Here is a 15,423-nt window from a genome sequence, read left to right as displayed (position 1 = left end):
TCGACGAGGTGCGCATGGACGTTGCGCCCGTCGTGTTCGGGTCCGGCAAGCGCTACTTCGGCTCCATCCGCGGGCAGCACCTGTTGGAGGATCCAGACGTGGTGATTCACGGCAACCGGGTGCTTCACCTGCGCTATCGGGTGCGCCGTTGACCGATCTGAGGGGGTAGGCGAAGAAGTCACTGCGACGGTGACACGAGGTCGGGCCTCCGGCTACGTTTGTCCGCGCTCTGCTTGATTCCTCAGACCTGCTCACCGAGTTTCCCCAGCTGAGCGACTCGCCGGTGGACGTCCCACCGTCGATCAGTTGCTCCTCTCAGGGTTCGAGCGATGGTGTCGCTTGGTCCGTGCGGAGGAGCCCGGATGCTCTCGCTGGAGGAAGATGTGGAGGCGCACGCGCTGCGCCAGCAGGGCTGGTCGATCTCGGCGATCGCCCGGCATCTCGGCCGGGACCGCAAGACGGTCCGGGCCTATCTGAACGGTGAGCGGGTGCCCGGGCGGCGGGTCAGTAGCCGGCCCGACCCGTTCGAGCCGTTCGCCGAGTACTGCCGGCTGCGGCTGGCCGATGATCCGCACCTGTGGGCGACCACCCTGTTCGACGAGGTCGTCGAGCTCGGCTACCGAGGTGGGTACTCCACCTTCACGCGTTCGCTACGCACACACCAGCTGCGGCCGCACTGTGAGCCGTGCGCGGCGGCCCGGGGCCGCGACGTGGCGATCATCGCTCATCCGCCGGGTGAGGAGACCCAGTTCGACTGGCTGGAGCTGCCGGACGCGCCTGCGGCCTGGGGGTGGGGCCAGCACGCTCATCTGCTGGTGGGAGCGTTGTCGGCCTCGGGCCGCTGGCGCGGTGTGCTGGCCGAGTCCGAAGACTTCGCGCACCTGATCGAGGCGCTGGATGCGGTAGTGCGGCGGCTGGGCGGGGTGAGTCGGCGGTGGCGGTTCGACCGGATGGCCACCGTCTGCTATCCGGCCAGCGGCAAGCTCACCGCGGCGTTCGCCGGCGCGGCCAAGTACTACGGGGTCGGGGTGGATATCTGCCCGTCCCGGCATGGCAACCGCAAGGGCGTGGTGGAGAAGGCCAACCACTCCGCTGCGCAACGCTGGTGGCGCACCTTGAGCGACCAGGTGACGATCGAGGCCGCGCAGGCGGGGCTGGACGCGCTCAGCATCCGGCTGGACGGACGCGCCCGGCGCCGCGACGGGCAGCGCACCACGGTCGGGGCGCTGGCCGAGGCCGAGCCGTTGCGACCGGTTCCCACGCTGCCCTACCCGGCCGAAATGGTGGTGCGGCGCACGGTCAGCCCGCAGGGCCTGGTGGCCTTCCGCGGCAACCGCTACTCGGTCCCGCCAGGTCTGGGCGCAACGGTGGTGACCGTGGGACATCGGCTGGGCGCCGACACCCTGCAGATCACCACCAGCGGCGGCGCCGTGGTCGCCAAGCACCATCGGGCACCCGACGGTGCCGGGCGGGTCGTGCGCGATGACGGCCATGTCATCGCGTTGGAACGCGCCGTGCTCACCGCCTTCAGCGACGCACCGGCCTGCAAGCACAAGACCCGCCGCCCGCCCTCACAGGCCGCCCTGGAGGAGGCGGCCCGGCTACGCGGCCTGCCGGCCGGGGACGCGGCCACCCGCGTCGTGATCGACCTGTCCACCTACGCCGCCGCGGCCGCCCAGTTGCAACACCGGCTGCACCAGCAGCCGGCATCCACACAGGAGGAAGCCGAGTGACCAAGCCGCAGATGAGTGAGGCGCGCCGCTACCAGCAGCTGCGCGCCCACCTGTCCTACCTCAAACTCGACAACGCCGCCGAAGCGCTGCCCCGCATCCTGGACGAGGCCCGCGCCGAACGGCTGTCCATGACCGCCGCGCTGGAACGGCTGCTGGAGATCGAGGTCAATGCCACCGAGGAACGCCGCCTGGCCTCCCGACTGCGGTTCGCCTGCCTCCCAGAGCCCTGGACACTGGCCGACTTCGACTTCGCCGCCCAGCCCGGCGTCGATGAGAAACTTCTCCGCGACCTGGCCACCCTGCGGTTCCTCGACGACGCCTCCAACGTCCTGTTCGTCGGCCCGCCCGGCGTCGGCAAGACCATGCTCGCGATCGGCCTGGCCCGCTCAGCCGTCGAGGCCGGCCACCGCGTCTACTTCACCACCGCCGCCGAACTGGCCGCCAAATGCCACAAGGCCGCCCTGGAAGGCCGCTGGAACACCTGCATGCGGTTCTTCGCCGGACCCCGCCTCCTCGTCATCGACGAACTGGGCTACCTGCCGCTGCCCGGCGACGGCGCCGCCGCGTTGTTCCAAGTCATCAATCAGCGGTATCTGAAGTCGAGCACGATCTTGACCACCAACGTCGGGATCGCCGACTGGGCCGGCGCCTTCGGCGACGCCACCGTCGCCGCCGCCATGCTCGACCGCCTCCTACACCGCGCCGCCGTGGTCGGCATCGATGGCCCGTCCTACCGGCTGCGCACCCACCAAGCCCACGCCGACACCATCCGCCAGGGAGTCAACGCCCATGTCTCCTGAAACCCGCACCTGCCCCGTCTGCTGGAACAACTTTCCCGTCACCCCCAGCCAAGCCCACAAACACACCTACTGCTCCGGCCGCTGCCGATCAGAGGCCGGACGCCGCCGCGACAAGAACAAAACCACCCCGCCGACACCCCAGCCCGCACCACCACAACCGCGACCCGAACCAGCCGCGTCCGCGACTGCCCACACTGCGGCAACCCATCACCATCGTCGCGCTGCTCACCACCGTCCAAGCAGCACGCCCACAGCTACCAACAGCCGTCCCCGATGTCGTTCCACTCAGACGCCCCTGAACGCTACGCTCACCTCGCCAAGCTGGGGATTCTCACCGAGCGTCGCTGGGGAATTTCGCAGAGCGCCATCACGTTTGCGCATCGCTGTCCCGGGCGGGGAAGTCGAGGTCTTCCAGATTGGTAGACCTCGACTTGCCTGACGCTACCTTCGCCTGCCCTGACCTGACCAAGTTCTGCCGGCTCGATGAGCTCGGCCTGGCCGTCACCGGCCAACTACTCAAGCCCGACCGTGCGGTGCCGGCGTGCCGGGTCGTCGAGCCGGACCAGTGGTGCCGTCGGTGTGGTTGCGAAGGCGTACCGCGCGACACCGTGACCCGGGAGCTGGCCCACGAGCCGCTGGGCTGGCGGCCGACGACGCTCGTGGTGACCGTGCGCCGCTACCGGTGTGCCGGTTGCGGTCACGTGTGGCGCCAGGACACCAGCATCGCAGCTGAGCCGTGAGCGAAGCTGTGGCGTCGCGGGCTGCGGTGGGCACTCGAGGCGATCGTGTGCCAGCAGCTGACCGTGGCTCGGGTCGCCGAGGGACTCGCGGTCGCGTGGAACACTGCCAACGACGCTGTCCTGGCCGAAGGCAAGAGGGTGCTGATCAACGATGAGAACCGCTTCGACGGTGTCACCGCGATCGGGGTAGACGAGCACGTGTGGCGCCACACCCGCCGCGGCGACAAGCTCGTCACCGTGATCATCGATCTCACAGCCGTCCGTGACGGTACCGGTCCCGCCCGGCTGCTCGACATGGTCGAGGGTCGCTCCAAGCGGGCTTTCAAGTCCTGGCTCGCCGACCGCGACGAGGCTTGGCGCGACGCCGTGGACGTGGTCGCGATGGACGGGTTCACCGGCTTCAAGACCGCCACCGCCGAAGAGCTCCCCGACGCAACAGCGGTCATGGATCCCTTCCACGTCGTGCGCCTGGCTCGGGTTCCGCACACGAACTACATCGCCAGATCGCTGCTCGAGACCGGAGGCTTCAGGCCGCAACTACACCCTCGATCGTGAAGCCGTGAAAGGGCTGGCCGGTGATTGTGGGCGAGACCCTGGCGGGGTGAAGGCTAGGCGAGGGTCTTCTTGCCTACCCCGCCCCAGGCGTCGACGGCCGTGGAGGAGCCCAGGGGATGGTCGGGACGCCATTGGTGGATCGGCACGACACCTGGATCTACCGGTTCCAGGCCGTCGAGGAACCGGGTGATCTGTTCGGGGTTGCGTAGCTGGTAGGGAACCGAGCCTCCTTCGTTGTACAGGCGGATGGCTTCGACGTAGGCCAGGTCAGTGTCGGTGCCGTCGTAGACCGCGAGGTAGCTGCCTTCCGGTAGTTCGGCTTTGAGTTGATCGACGATAGATCGGGCGAGTTGGTCGTCGTGGGTGATGCGGACGTGGCCGAGGACGCCCATCAGCATCAGCGCGATCGGCCGTTCGAAGTCGAGTTTGGTGCGGGCGATGTCGAGAATGGTTTGCGGGTTGTGCAGGTCGGCGTCGATGTAGTCGGTGCCGTCTACCCGGTTGCTGGTCAGCAGGGCCTGGGCGTGGGCCAGCACCATGGGGTCGTTGTCGACGTAGACGATGCGGGATTCGGGGGCGACGCGCTGCGCCACTTCGTGGGTGTTGTCGTGGCTGGGCAGCCCGGTGCCGATGTCCAGGAACTGGCGAATGCCCTGTTCGTCGGCCAGGTAGCGGACCACTCGGGCGATGAAGTAGCGCGAGACGCGCGCCATGTCCTTAATGCCCGGGTAGATCGCGGCGAACTGCTCACCGGCCTCGCGATCGATGGGGTAGTTGTCTTTGCCGCCCATCCAGTAGTTCCAGATCCGCGCCGAGTGCGGCACGGAGGTGTCGATCCCGGCGAGCAGGTCTTTTTCGGCCTCTGTCCAGGGGAATGAGCCCTCGGTATTCATCGCGACCTCCACCGCTGCGGTCCGCTGCAGGTCCCAGGGACAAGCGTCGGGGCGCTTGCCGGGCCTTGGCTTGTTTTACAGCCAATCAAGTGGGCCGTGTGGTGGCAACCCGCGTGGCGGTCACGGATGCGTGCACATTCGGTGAAGCTTGTCGCGGGTCGCGGCGGGAGTTTCGGCTTCGACACCGAGCCGGTCCAGCACCTGACCGAAATGAACAATGTCGGCCGGACTGGAGGGGTATTCGGCTCCCATGAGGTGTTCCAAATAGATCACGTCCGGTAATCTTTCTTCGGCGAAGCGCAGGTCGGTGATGGGTCCACCGGCCGCAGCGTAGCCGCCCTTGTTCAGCGGCATCACCTGGATTCGGATGTTGGGGCGGGATGAGATCTCCAGTAGATGTTCGAGCTGGGCATGCATCGTGGCCTGATCGCCGAATTGGCGGTGCAACACCGTCTCATCAAGGATGGCCCACAAGCGCGGCGGGTTGGGCCCCAGCAGTCTTCGCTGCCGCAGCATCCGCAGTTCGACGCGCCGGTTGATCTGCGCCTGGGACGCGGTGGCATGCTCCAAGCGGATGACAGCCTCGGCGTAACCGGGGGTCTGCAGCAGCCCGGGGATGAAATGGGTCTCGTAGGTGCGGATGCGCTGCGCCGCCTGCTCCAACTCCAGGAAGATCTCGACCCATCCAGGCACGATGTCGCGGTAAGGGTGCCACCAGCCCGCCGTGTTGAACCGCCGCGCCAGAGCGCGCAGTTCCGTGTGCCCGTCGTCTTCACTGGCATTGTGGTGGCTGGGGCGGCCGGTGCGTCCCGGGGCGCCGGACGTACGGTGGGGTGTGTGGTGGCCGTCGCTGGCCACGAGGGCGGGTGAGGGTCGCGCCTCCGCCTGCTGCGCTTCCTGCTCCACGGCGTCCCGCATGGCGTCTTCCACGCGATCGTCGCCATGGTCTTCCGCCGGGGAGGCTATGCCGGATGGGCTGCCCGCGCGCCGTCGGCGGAAGACCAGACAATCCTGTTCATACCGGGCCTTCCAGTCCGTCAGGGTGCCAAGGTCGTCAGCAGGGACGCCGTTTTGTATTGCGATCACCCGCAGCACGGTCACCAGAGACGCCACCCACTGCCAACTGGGTAGCTGCCGTCCCCGACCGGCCAGGATCCGCTGCGTGGTGGACCGCTTGAGTTCCACCACCTTCAGCGTGCGCGCCTGCACGGGTGTGGCGAACTTCCGCGACAGAGCCTCCACTTCGGTGTAACTGCGGGGCGGCCCCGCCTTGATCCATATGGCGTTCAAGTCGGCGATGAACTCCGCGAGCACGACTGCCTGGTCATCATCCGGCATTTTCTTGATCCTTTTCGGCAGGGCTCTTGCGTGCGATCTGACGGAAGCAGGATCCACCCCCCGTCGCGCCATCTTTGGGTCACCCTACACATTTCGACGCTCGCGATCGTCGCCATGCCTCAGCATCGGGCGCAGGCAAAAGGCACAATCGGGATGAGCGTTGGAATTCTGCCTTCCGAATAACCTTCGGTATTTGTGTGTCCCAAGTCGTCTCACCCCGGCGCACGACGCCGTCCACGCCGCGACAGTGGTGCTCGCCACGTTCGATCAGGGTTCACAGAGAGAAGGGGACCCACATGCTGCGGGATGCCGCCCCATCGCCACCGTTGCCAATGCGGCCGCCAGAACACCAGGAACCCTCACACCGACCTTCGCCCGCATCCTCACAAGGGAATTCGGACGAATCGGGCTGGTCGACTGCGGATACGGCACTGGTGGCACTGACATTGTTCAGCACCTGGGCGGCCCGCACTGGGCGTGTACTGCGCAACGCCCCGATCAGCGAACTGACCCCCGAGGAGCTGGTGGAGTTCTGGACTGACGACCAACTCGAAGAGCCATACGGCCCCGTGACCGGCGGTCCGGCCGCCACCCCATAGCCCAACGCCGGTCACTACAGCGCTGCTCGCGGAGGTACAGCCGGTTGCCTCACCGGCCCGCTCCCCCGCCCCAACCACCCCACATCCGCGCGGACCACCGAGGATCACTGCCACCGATGTACACCACAATGATCGCCATCGACATCGTCGCCTTCGGCCAGCGATGCCACGACACCCACACGCAGCGCCGGGTGCGTCATGAACTGTATGAACGGCTCAGCGAAGCGTTCGCCATGACGAACCTGCCGTGGGCGGCGTGCCATCGTGAGGACCGCGGAGATGGCGTCTTGATCGTGATGCCTGCTGAGGTCAACGCCACCCACTGCCTCGATCCGCTCGCGCATCATCTGGCCGTCTTGCTACGCGGCCACAACCGGTTCGCCAGCGACGCCACCCGGCTTCGGATTCGCACCGCTGTCCACCACGGCTACGTGGAACGTGACGACCACGGCGTCTTCAGCCCCGCGACCGTGCACCTGTTTCGACTATTGGAGGCGCCCGCGTTCAAGAAAGCCCTCCAGGCTGCCGGCACCGACCTCGGAGTGATCGTTTCTGACACGCTCTACACCGAAGCCGTCCAACGCGGTGGCAACCTCGTTGTCCCTTCCGCCTACAAGCAGCTATGGATCAACTGCAAAGAGGTCAGGCGTGCTCGGGCCTGGCTATGGCTTTCCCCGCACCACAGTGACCACTAGCGACTCGTCGCACAGCGGCACGACGCGGAGGCTGCGTTGACCCGCAGGTGCGCCATGGCGGTTGCGGCGGTTAGGAAGAAGGCTATTGGCCCGAAGCGGTGCTGGATGGTTTGCCGGTCAGGGTGCGGTACAGCGCGACGGTGTCGGGGTGAGGTTCCAGGTCGGCGTCGATGGTGGCCAGTTCGTGTAGGCAGGCGGACCAGGCGTCGTGGACGCCGGCGGAGTTTCCGGCGGCGTGTTCGGCTCGCATCTTCATCCGCCACAGTTGCTCGGCTGCCGGGTCGGCGATCAGGCCTTTGTGGGCTGCGCGTGCTGCCCCGGCGGGGTGTCCGGCGGCCAGTTCCAGGTCGGCGAGGAGTTCGGCGGCATCCACGATGGTGGCGCGCATGGTTTCCAGCAGTGGGGTGTCGATCCACCAGTAGTAGGCCCCCTCCAGGGGGCGGCCGCGAACTAGGTCCAGCGCTTGGCGGAGGTCGGTGATCCCGACCGCGCCGCGGCCGATCGCCTGTTCGACCAGGGATTGGAAGAGCTGCCAGTCCAGTTCGGCGTCGTGGAGCCGGTACACCCCGTTTCCGATGTGCTGGATGCGTTCTTGGCCGTCGGCTGCGGTGCCGAGGCGGCGTCGGCTGCGGGTGATGGCTTGGCGGAAAGAGTCGCTGCCTCTGGGATGGTCGGGGTCGGGGCCGAGCAGGGTCCGCAGTTGGTCATTGCGTAGGCCGGTGGGAGTGTTGAGCGCCAGCAGCAGCACAATCTCGACCTGCTTGGGTTGCAGATCGCGCTCGGCACCGGTGATCTCGAGCGGCCCCAGGATGCGGATCTGCAGCCCGGGCATGGTCTCCTGTGGCGGCGGGGATGCGCCGGAGTCCGGGGCGGAGACGGGTCCGGGTTCCTGGCTCGCGGAGCGGCCCGGGAGCGGGATGTCATCGGGACGCGGCAGGTCGTGTCCATGCGCTCCTTTGGTCGCGGTGGGAGAAGGTGGCGAGGGTGGGGCCGCGGAGGTTGCAGAGCCCGGCGGGGAGGACACCACCCGATCCGTCCAGGGCGAGGCCGGACCGGTGGCGGACTCTTCTGGAAGGGTGTTCGGAACCCTTTCGGACCTGGCGTGTTGGCCGCTGGTGCGGGACCGGAACGGCAGCAGAGCCCCCGTGGCGGGTTCGGGTTGCTCGGGTTCATGCCCGGGTGCAGTGCCGGTTGGCCGTGGCCGAGCGTGATCGGGTGGGTCGGTATGAGGGGCGGGCCAGGCAGGGGTGGTGGAGGTGGAGGGGGCAGCGGTGTAGGGGGGATGGTCGGGGGCGACATCGTCGGTGTCGGCGGCGGCGGTCAGCAACGTGACGATGTCGTCGTAGTCGTCGCGGGTGAGGGGGTGGGGGTGGACGGTCAGTTTCAGCGGGTCGATTCGCAGAACGGGTTCGTCGCCGCCAGGGTCTGTGGTGAGGGTGAAGCGGGCCGGGACGTCGGCGGTGGCGGGGACGGGGAGGATGGCGGCGACGCCACCGGTGTTGTCCACGCAGGCCAGGAGTTGCTGCAGCTGGTCTAGGGTAGGGGGGAGCCGGGAGATGAGCAGCGTCAGCATCAGCTCGTCGTGGGTGTGGCCGAGTATCCGCCGGTCTCGAACGTCGCCGCAGGCGGGGCTGTCGCCGAGCTGGTGGTGGATGGTGTCGGCGCGCCAGGCCACCAGGGTCAGCGCGTCGTCAAGCGTGTCGCAGGTGTGGACGCGGCCTTCGATGACGGCGAGTTCGTCGAAGCCGACGAGGATGGCGTCGAACCAGCCGCTCCAGGGGTTGGTGGCGGCCTCGGTGGCGATGGTGCGCAGCAGCGCCTCGACGAGGTGGGTAGGTCCGGTGCAGCCGGTGACGCCGAGCGCTTCGAGGTTGACCAGCAGGTGGCCGCCGGAGCTGGTGCGTCCGGCGCTGATCAGCCCGGGGAGCGGGTCGGTGTGGCCATCGGCCTCGTCGTCGACGTCGTTGTGGGCGTCGTGGGCGAGGAGGACGGCGCGGCCTTCGCTGGTGAGTTGCCAGCACATGTCGTTGCTGTCGGGTCGGACGGTGAACAGGGGCGGGGCATGGGGGTTGGGGTTGGCCAGCAGGATCTCGATGGTGTCGCCTGCCAGGTGCACGCCGACCACGGCCGGTGGCGGGGCCTGAGCTTGCTGGAGTCCGTGGGATAGGGCGCGTAGCGCGGCCCGCAGGAGGCGTCCGGCCTGGTGATTGTCTGGGGAGATGTCGGCTTGGCGGGCCAGTCGCCGTTCGGTGGTGTTGGCGCGTGGGCAGTCGGTGAGCCGGATCCGGCGGCCGCGGCGGCGGTGTTGGCGTTGGGTGTGGCGGAGCACGGCCAGCTTGGTCAGCACCCCGCCGGCGACCATGCCGGTGGCGAACACCGAACCGACGACGGCCAGATCCACGCCGTCCGCGGCGCTGTCGTCGGCGGTGTTGTCGGTTCCGGGGTCGGGTGCTGTCGGGGTGTGGCTGGAGGACCAGGGAGTGCCCGACGCGGTCGGCACGCTGTCGGGCATGGGCGTGGAGGGCACGGAGGTGCGCGGAGGAGATGACGGTTCCGGGGACTGGCTGTGTCGGGTTTCTGGCGGCCGGTCGGGGGACGGCTTGGTGGCGTGGTCTCGGGTCGGCAACTGCAGTGTCTGGTCGGGCTGCAGCAGGTGCGGGTTGGGGATGTCGTTGAGACGGGCGATCTGTGGCCAGCGCTCGCCGTCGCCGAGGGTGTCCTCAGCGATGTCCCAGAGCGTGTCGCCGCGCTGGACGTGGTGCTCGTCGGAGCTCTTGGGGGTCTGGGGGGCCTGTTGATGGTCAGCGGCGGGTGCTACGGCCACGGGCGCTGTCGCGGCGGGGGGTGCCGCGGCGGCTGCGGCCAGTGCGACGGTGGAGGGTGTGCTGGTCATCAGAGCGATGCTGGTCACCAGCTTGCGGGTGAGATGCTGGATCGAGCCCAGTCCGGGCAGGTGTGGGGCGTGGCGGCCACGCGCGTGGGCGGCCGTCTCCAGCGCGGTGGAGACGCACAGCGCCGTCCACAGCAGCCAGGCGATGGCGCGGGCGGCGGTCAGGATTAGGGTGTCGTCGGCGGCGGGCCGGGCCAGCGTGTCGATGATCTGTTCGGCCGAGGGCGAGTGCTGCGGGATTGGGTTGCCCGCCGCCAGCCACAGCAGGAGCGGCAGCCCGGCCAGCAGCCCGGCCAACACCAATAGTGCCCCCAGTCCTTGGGCTACTGCGGCTAGCCGGGACGGGGAGCGGACAGTTCGGTGCGAAGTGGTCATTGATCTTGCCCTCCTTGCACACCGACCACCAGGTCGGCGGAGGCTGAGCGGGTCACGCTGACCGATTCCATGCCGATGATCGACAGGATCGGCGCTGGGCGGGTGACGGTGACGGTCACCCGGACCTGTCGGGTGCCGACCGCGGTAGCGGTGCCGGTGACACCGGCGGCGGCCAGGTAGGTCCGGGCCTGGGTGACGGCCTGGGCCGGGTCGACCACGGTGACGCCGGTACGGTAAGCGCGCTCACGGTCGAGCTGACCGGCGCCGGCGCGGGCGGCTTCTTCGGCGATGTTCCCAGCCTCGCGGCCCACGCGGAGTTTGAGCCCCTGGAAGTACACCATCGAGATCACCAGCAGGATCCCTACGGACAGGATCACGACGAACACCGTGACCTGCCCCCGGTCCCGAGACTCGACAGTAGGGTGCCGACGGGTGAGCTCCCTGCGAAGCCATCCCAGCATCGTGATCATCCGCGACCTCTGAAGGGATCGACGGGCGAGGAGAACCGCCCATCCACCCGCACTGACCCTGGCAAGCCGGGCAGAAGCAGGTCCGAGAGTGGGAGCTGGCAGGTGACGGTCGCGGTCACGGTGGCCGGGGTACCGACCGTCCGGTTGAGTCCGGCGGCGTTGACGGTGACTGCGGGTGAGCAGCGCAGCCCTTCCCTGTTCAGCGCGGTTTGCGCGCTGCTGGTGGCCTGTGCGGTGGCGGTTGCGGGGTCGCGGGCGATGCTGGCCTGGCGGGCGGCGTCGCGGGCGGCCGACTCGACGGCCTGATGCGCGTGCTGAGTCCGGCCCACCCCCATCACCACGGCGAGCAGGGCCAGCAACCCAGGGGCTAGAATCGCCATCTCTAACGTGGCGCTCCCATGGTCACGGCGGCGCCTGCCGCGCGTCTCGAGCGGCATCATCGCTCCCCGGGGACGGTGAATCTCTCCCGCGGCGCCCGTACTGTCTGCGACACTCCAAGATCGAATCCGGGCAAGAACGTTGGGGCCTGGGCGCGTACGGTGACCGCCACGGTGGTGGCGTCGCTGCCGCTGGTGTCGGCGGTCACCTGCCGCAGTTGCCCGGCGGCGACGTCGGCGGCGAAGCGGCGGGCGGCGTCGGCACCGGCGCCGGGCGGTGCGCCCAGGATGCGGGCGGCGCGGACTCCTTCGGCCGCGGCGGCGTGCGCGGCCGACCGAGCCATGTACCACCAGGCCGCCTGCAGGATCACCGCGAGCAGCAGCAAGATCCCGGGAGCGAGGATCACCACCTCCAGTGTGACACTGCCACGGTCGTGCTGGTCACGGGTGCGGCGGGCGGGGGAAGTCATCGGCTGGCCTACCTGATGCTGCCCTTGCGGTTGTTGACGGCGGTGGTGATGGCGGTGATGACACCGGCGGCCAGCAACGCCAGGCCACCGGCGATGATCGCCACCTCCAAGGTGGTCAGCCCGGCATCGCGGCCCTGGGCTTCGACTCGCTGGCGGACACGGTCGCGGAGCACGCCGATAAGCGCGAGGACGTAGGACACCTCTGGCGGCATAGGACTTCACGCCTCCCCTTGATTAGTCAACTGGTGAGCAGCAGATAGATCTGCGGGAATCCGATCAGGACGATGAACGCCAGACCGATCGTGGCGATCGGGACGGTCATGGTGGTGGTGCGCGACCCGGCCCGGTAGCGCAGCTCCGCCAGGCGCCGGGCTCGCATCTGCTGGGTGTAGGCGGTGATGGCATCGGCGACTTTGGCACCCTCGTTCCCGGCCAGGTCCGCCAGGTCTGCCAGATCACCGAGCTCGGTGACGCCGATCTGGTCGCCGAGCCGCGCCAGCCCTTGCCAGGGGGTGAGCCGGGCATGCTGGGCGGCCTCGACCGCCTCGGCGATCCGGCCGAACGCCCACCCGCCGCTGTGCGCGGCGGCAGCCTGTAGCGCCTGGTTCGGTCCGGCGCCGCCGCCGAACGCCAGCCGCACCAGGTCGAAGTAGGCGCCGACGGCGTGCCGGAAGTCAGCGCGGCGGCGGGCCGCGGTGGACCGCACCGTGCCGTCGGGCACAAACCATCCCGCGGCGGCGAGCAGCAGCGCACACCCCGAGGGCACCGCCCACGGCAGGCTCACCCCTTGCACCGTCGCCAGGCCCGACAGCAGCAGCGGCAGACACAGCCCGAACGCCGCCGCTGCCGCCTTCTCCGCGATGAACCGCTCGACGCTCATCCCCAGGATCGCCAGGTCCTGGCGAGGGATCGACAACGCGCCCGTGTCGGTGAGGTGGTGGGCCAGCCAACCCCAGACTCGTGCGGGCGGCCGCCGGTCCGGCGAGCCCGGCGTCGGTGGGGTGTCCTCACCGAGCCGGGCCAACACCGCCTCCAACCGTGGCGGCGCGGGCCGCAGCCCGGTGACGACCAAGGCCAGGCCGGTGCCCAGCACCGCGCCGAGCAGCAGAACGAGCCGGATCACCGCGCCATCCCCGCCTTTCCCTGGTGGCGGGTGGAGGCGCCGGGTTTGGTGAGGAACCGCTCGACCGGGGCCTGGCTGGCCAGCCGGTGCATGGTGACCAGCCCGGTGCCGCACACCCCCAGCACCACCGCCAGCACCAACTGCCCCAAGACGGTGTCATAGGCGGCCGAGTAATCCGGCCGTGCCGCCAGCGCCGCCCCGAACAACGCGAAGATGACGGCCAGACCACGGATGGTGGTGCGGTGCGGCGCGCGGGACGCCTCCACCTCACGCCGCCCGGTGACGTCGTCGGCGACCATCGCGGCCAGGTCGGTGAGCAGGTGCTGGACGCCGCGGCCTCGAACTTGGGAGGCGTGGATGAGCGCGCCGGCCACCAGGTCGGCGACCGGGTCGTCGAGGTCGTCGGCGAACCGGTACAACGCCTCGTCGAGGTTCATGCCGCTGCGCAGCCGCGCCGCCAGCAGCCCCACCTCGGCACGGATCGGAGCGGGGGTGTGGTGCACGCTGGTCTGCAGGGTGTCCTCCAAGCCCCGGCTGGCGCCCAGCAGCCCCGCGAGCTTGCGGACCCATTGCTCGATGGCCTCCAGCCGCTCCAACTGCCGCGCGACGGGCCGCCCGGACATCACCCGCGGCAGCCACGCCGCGGCCAGGCCCGCGGCGATCGCCGCGGCCGGCCACCGGGTGGCCACCAGCACCACCATCCCGGTCACCGCCGCGGCCGCCGACCGGCGCCGCTGCTGCGGCTGGAGGGGCCGCCGCAGCATCGCCGCCAGGCGTGACGGCGGCCGCGTGGTCTGCGGGCCCGACCGGCCGAACAGACCCGACCAGACCGTCAGCAATCCGGCGGCGAGCCCGGCCCCGCCCAGCAGCGCGATCAGGGTGGTCACGGCCTGCCTCCCCTCGCGGCCGCCCAGGGTCTCGGGCCTGCTGACAGCAGCCGCCGGTCGAACCCGGCCGCCTCCAACTCCTCGGCGGCCTTGGGCGTGACGCCGGTCGGCACGGCCCGGCCTTCGGGGCTTGGGACGAAGATCCGGTTGATCGCGGGTTCGTGGGAGTCGGCGGGCTCCAAGACCTCCAGTACCTCGGAGACGTACCGGTGGCCGGTGGCGCGGTCGCGCCGCAGGTGGACCACCAGGTCCACGGCCCGTCCGATCAGGCGGAACAGGTCGGCTGGTTCGGGGTGGTGCTCGGCGTAGGCGCAGAGGGTGAGGATGCGGCCGAACACCTCGCTGCCTGCGTTGGCGTGCAGGGTGGTCAGCGACCCTTCCAAGCCGTTGTCGATGGCCTGTAGCAATGCGAGCATCTCGGCGTGCCGGACCTCGCCGACCAGGATCCGGTCGGGGTTCATCCGCAGCACCTGCGGGATCAGATCGACCAGGGTGATCGCGCCGATGCCTTCCTGGTTGGCCTCGCGGGCCTCATACGACACCACATCGGCGTGCCGGTCCAGGTGGTCCAGATACAGCTCGCGTTCGGACTCCAGCGTGATGATCCGCTCGCTCGGGTCGAACTCCGAGCACAACGCCCGCAGGAACGTGGTCTTCCCGGCGGCGACACCTCCGGTGACCAGGATGTCCAGACGGGCCCGGACCGCGGCCGCCAGGAACTGCTGCAGCACTTCGTCGATGCTGCCGCGGCCGACCAACTCATCCAGGGTGACGTCCATCAGCCGCTGCCGGCGGATGGACACGTGGGTGCGGGTGGTCACCGACATGGTCGCTGCCATCCGCACCCCGACGTCCAGCGCGACGTTCAGCAGCGGGCGGGCGCTGCTGAACTCGCGCGCGCTGCCCGGAACCCGTCCCGCCCACCGGCGGACCTTGTCGGCCAGCTCGTCATCGGAATCGGCCACCGGCGGGCCCTGCTCCTTGCGGCCACCGGCGTAATGCACCCACACCTGGTGCGGGCCGTTGATGTCGATCTCCTCGACGTCCGGATCGGCCAGCAGCGGCTGCACCGCCCCGAACCCGAACCGCTCGTCCATGACCGCCCGCACCAACCGGGCGTGCTCGTCGGCGCCCAGCAGCGGCCGCCCGGCCGTGGCCTGCTTCTGCACCCAGGCCCGGACGTGTTCGATCACCACGAAACGGGCCCGTGTCACGTCCCCGTCGACGGTGGCGAGCTGGTCGTCCAGCCCCGCGTTGATCTCGGTGACCGCGGCGCGGAACGCCGCCTCGTCCAGCCCATCGCCCGACCGCGCCGCAGGCGGGGCCTGCCCGCTCGGCCGCACCGCCCACGACACCGCCAGCGAAGGCCCAGGCTGCGCCCGGTGCGTCGTGGCCGGCGAGGCGGGCGGGGCCGGATACGGTGCTGCCGCCGGTGGGGGCCCGGCTTGGTGTGCTGGGCCGGTCCGCGGCGGTGAGGT

At 69.5% G+C, this 15,423-nt stretch carries 14 protein-coding genes and 1 pseudogene; 5 read left to right on the top strand and 10 right to left on the bottom strand.

Annotated elements, in window-relative coordinates:
* The first annotated feature begins 362 nt into the window (after nucleotides 1–362).
* The 3 genes and pseudogenes from ACGWYJ_RS32390 to ACGWYJ_RS32380 form a co-directional block, all read left to right on the top strand.
* Nucleotides 363–1,733 carry a transposase gene (locus ACGWYJ_RS32390; protein WP_395110248.1) on the top strand — a complete coding sequence of 457 codons (1,371 nt, stop codon included), beginning with the start codon at nucleotides 363–365 and terminating at the stop codon, nucleotides 1,731–1,733.
* A complete protein-coding gene (istB, locus tag ACGWYJ_RS32385; RefSeq protein WP_395110247.1) occupies nucleotides 1,730–2,533 on the top strand; it encodes an IS21-like element helper ATPase IstB in 804 nt (267 codons plus the stop codon). Before ACGWYJ_RS32390 ends, istB begins: the two co-directional genes overlap by 4 nt.
* A gap of 431 nt (nucleotides 2,534–2,964) precedes the next feature.
* Nucleotides 2,965–3,747: pseudogene (locus tag ACGWYJ_RS32380) on the top strand (ISL3 family transposase); the annotation flags it as partial.
* 134 nt (nucleotides 3,748–3,881) lie between these two features.
* On the opposite strand, the gene ACGWYJ_RS32375 reads toward ACGWYJ_RS32380, so the two are convergent.
* Both ACGWYJ_RS32375 and ACGWYJ_RS32370 read right to left on the bottom strand, forming a co-directional pair.
* Complete coding sequence (locus ACGWYJ_RS32375) at nucleotides 3,882–4,721, bottom strand: SAM-dependent methyltransferase (protein WP_395110246.1); 840 nt, start codon at nucleotides 4,719–4,721, stop codon at nucleotides 3,882–3,884.
* A 120-nt stretch (nucleotides 4,722–4,841) separates the two neighbouring features.
* Nucleotides 4,842–6,059, bottom strand: coding sequence for a DUF5753 domain-containing protein (locus ACGWYJ_RS32370; protein WP_395110245.1), 1,218 nt, complete (start codon nucleotides 6,057–6,059; stop codon nucleotides 4,842–4,844).
* A gap of 434 nt (nucleotides 6,060–6,493) precedes the next feature.
* On the opposite strand from ACGWYJ_RS32370, the gene ACGWYJ_RS32365 reads away from it, so the two are divergent.
* Together ACGWYJ_RS32365 and ACGWYJ_RS32360 are read left to right on the top strand one after the other, a co-directional pair.
* On the top strand, nucleotides 6,494–6,658 hold the full coding sequence (locus ACGWYJ_RS32365; protein WP_395110244.1) for a hypothetical protein: 165 nt from the start codon (nucleotides 6,494–6,496) through the stop codon (nucleotides 6,656–6,658).
* Between the two features lie 116 nt (nucleotides 6,659–6,774).
* Nucleotides 6,775–7,353 (top strand): hypothetical protein, encoded by a 579-nt coding sequence (locus ACGWYJ_RS32360; protein WP_395110243.1) that lies wholly within the window; start codon nucleotides 6,775–6,777, stop codon nucleotides 7,351–7,353.
* Nucleotides 7,354–7,435: 82 nt separating this feature from the next.
* Here the strand turns inward: ACGWYJ_RS32360 and ACGWYJ_RS32355 are convergent, their stop codons facing one another.
* The 8 genes from ACGWYJ_RS32355 to ACGWYJ_RS32320 form a co-directional block, all read right to left on the bottom strand.
* Nucleotides 7,436–10,543 carry a LysM peptidoglycan-binding domain-containing protein gene (locus tag ACGWYJ_RS32355; RefSeq protein ID WP_395110242.1) on the bottom strand — a complete coding sequence of 1,036 codons (3,108 nt, stop codon included), beginning with the start codon at nucleotides 10,541–10,543 and terminating at the stop codon, nucleotides 7,436–7,438.
* A gap of 71 nt (nucleotides 10,544–10,614) precedes the next feature.
* A complete protein-coding gene (locus tag ACGWYJ_RS32350; RefSeq protein ID WP_395110241.1) occupies nucleotides 10,615–10,995 on the bottom strand; it encodes a hypothetical protein in 381 nt (126 codons plus the stop codon).
* A gap of 89 nt (nucleotides 10,996–11,084) precedes the next feature.
* Nucleotides 11,085–11,528, bottom strand: a complete 444-nt coding sequence (locus ACGWYJ_RS32345; RefSeq protein ID WP_395110240.1) for a TadE/TadG family type IV pilus assembly protein — start codon at nucleotides 11,526–11,528, stop codon at nucleotides 11,085–11,087.
* On the bottom strand, nucleotides 11,525–11,935 hold the full coding sequence (locus ACGWYJ_RS32340; protein ID WP_395110239.1) for a TadE/TadG family type IV pilus assembly protein: 411 nt from the start codon (nucleotides 11,933–11,935) through the stop codon (nucleotides 11,525–11,527). The genes ACGWYJ_RS32345 and ACGWYJ_RS32340 overlap by 4 nt, the downstream gene beginning before the upstream one ends.
* A gap of 8 nt (nucleotides 11,936–11,943) precedes the next feature.
* On the bottom strand, nucleotides 11,944–12,147 hold the full coding sequence (locus ACGWYJ_RS32335; RefSeq protein ID WP_395110238.1) for a hypothetical protein: 204 nt from the start codon (nucleotides 12,145–12,147) through the stop codon (nucleotides 11,944–11,946).
* A 26-nt stretch (nucleotides 12,148–12,173) separates the two neighbouring features.
* Nucleotides 12,174–13,058, bottom strand: coding sequence for a type II secretion system F family protein (locus tag ACGWYJ_RS32330; protein WP_395110237.1), 885 nt, complete (start codon nucleotides 13,056–13,058; stop codon nucleotides 12,174–12,176).
* Nucleotides 13,055–13,945, bottom strand: coding sequence for a type II secretion system F family protein (locus ACGWYJ_RS32325; RefSeq protein WP_395110236.1), 891 nt, complete (start codon nucleotides 13,943–13,945; stop codon nucleotides 13,055–13,057). Before ACGWYJ_RS32325 ends, ACGWYJ_RS32330 begins: the two co-directional genes overlap by 4 nt.
* A complete protein-coding gene (locus ACGWYJ_RS32320) occupies nucleotides 13,942–15,288 on the bottom strand; it encodes a CpaF family protein (RefSeq protein WP_395110235.1) in 1,347 nt (448 codons plus the stop codon). The genes ACGWYJ_RS32325 and ACGWYJ_RS32320 overlap by 4 nt, the downstream gene beginning before the upstream one ends.
* Nucleotides 15,289–15,423: the final 135 nt, after the last annotated feature.

The organism is Actinomadura sp. SCN-SB (assembly GCF_043906805.1).
In the GTDB taxonomy this organism is placed as follows: domain Bacteria; phylum Actinomycetota; class Actinomycetes; order Streptosporangiales; family Streptosporangiaceae; genus Spirillospora.
Note: the sequence above shows the minus strand (reverse complement) of the source record. Positions and strands in the feature narration are given on the sequence as shown.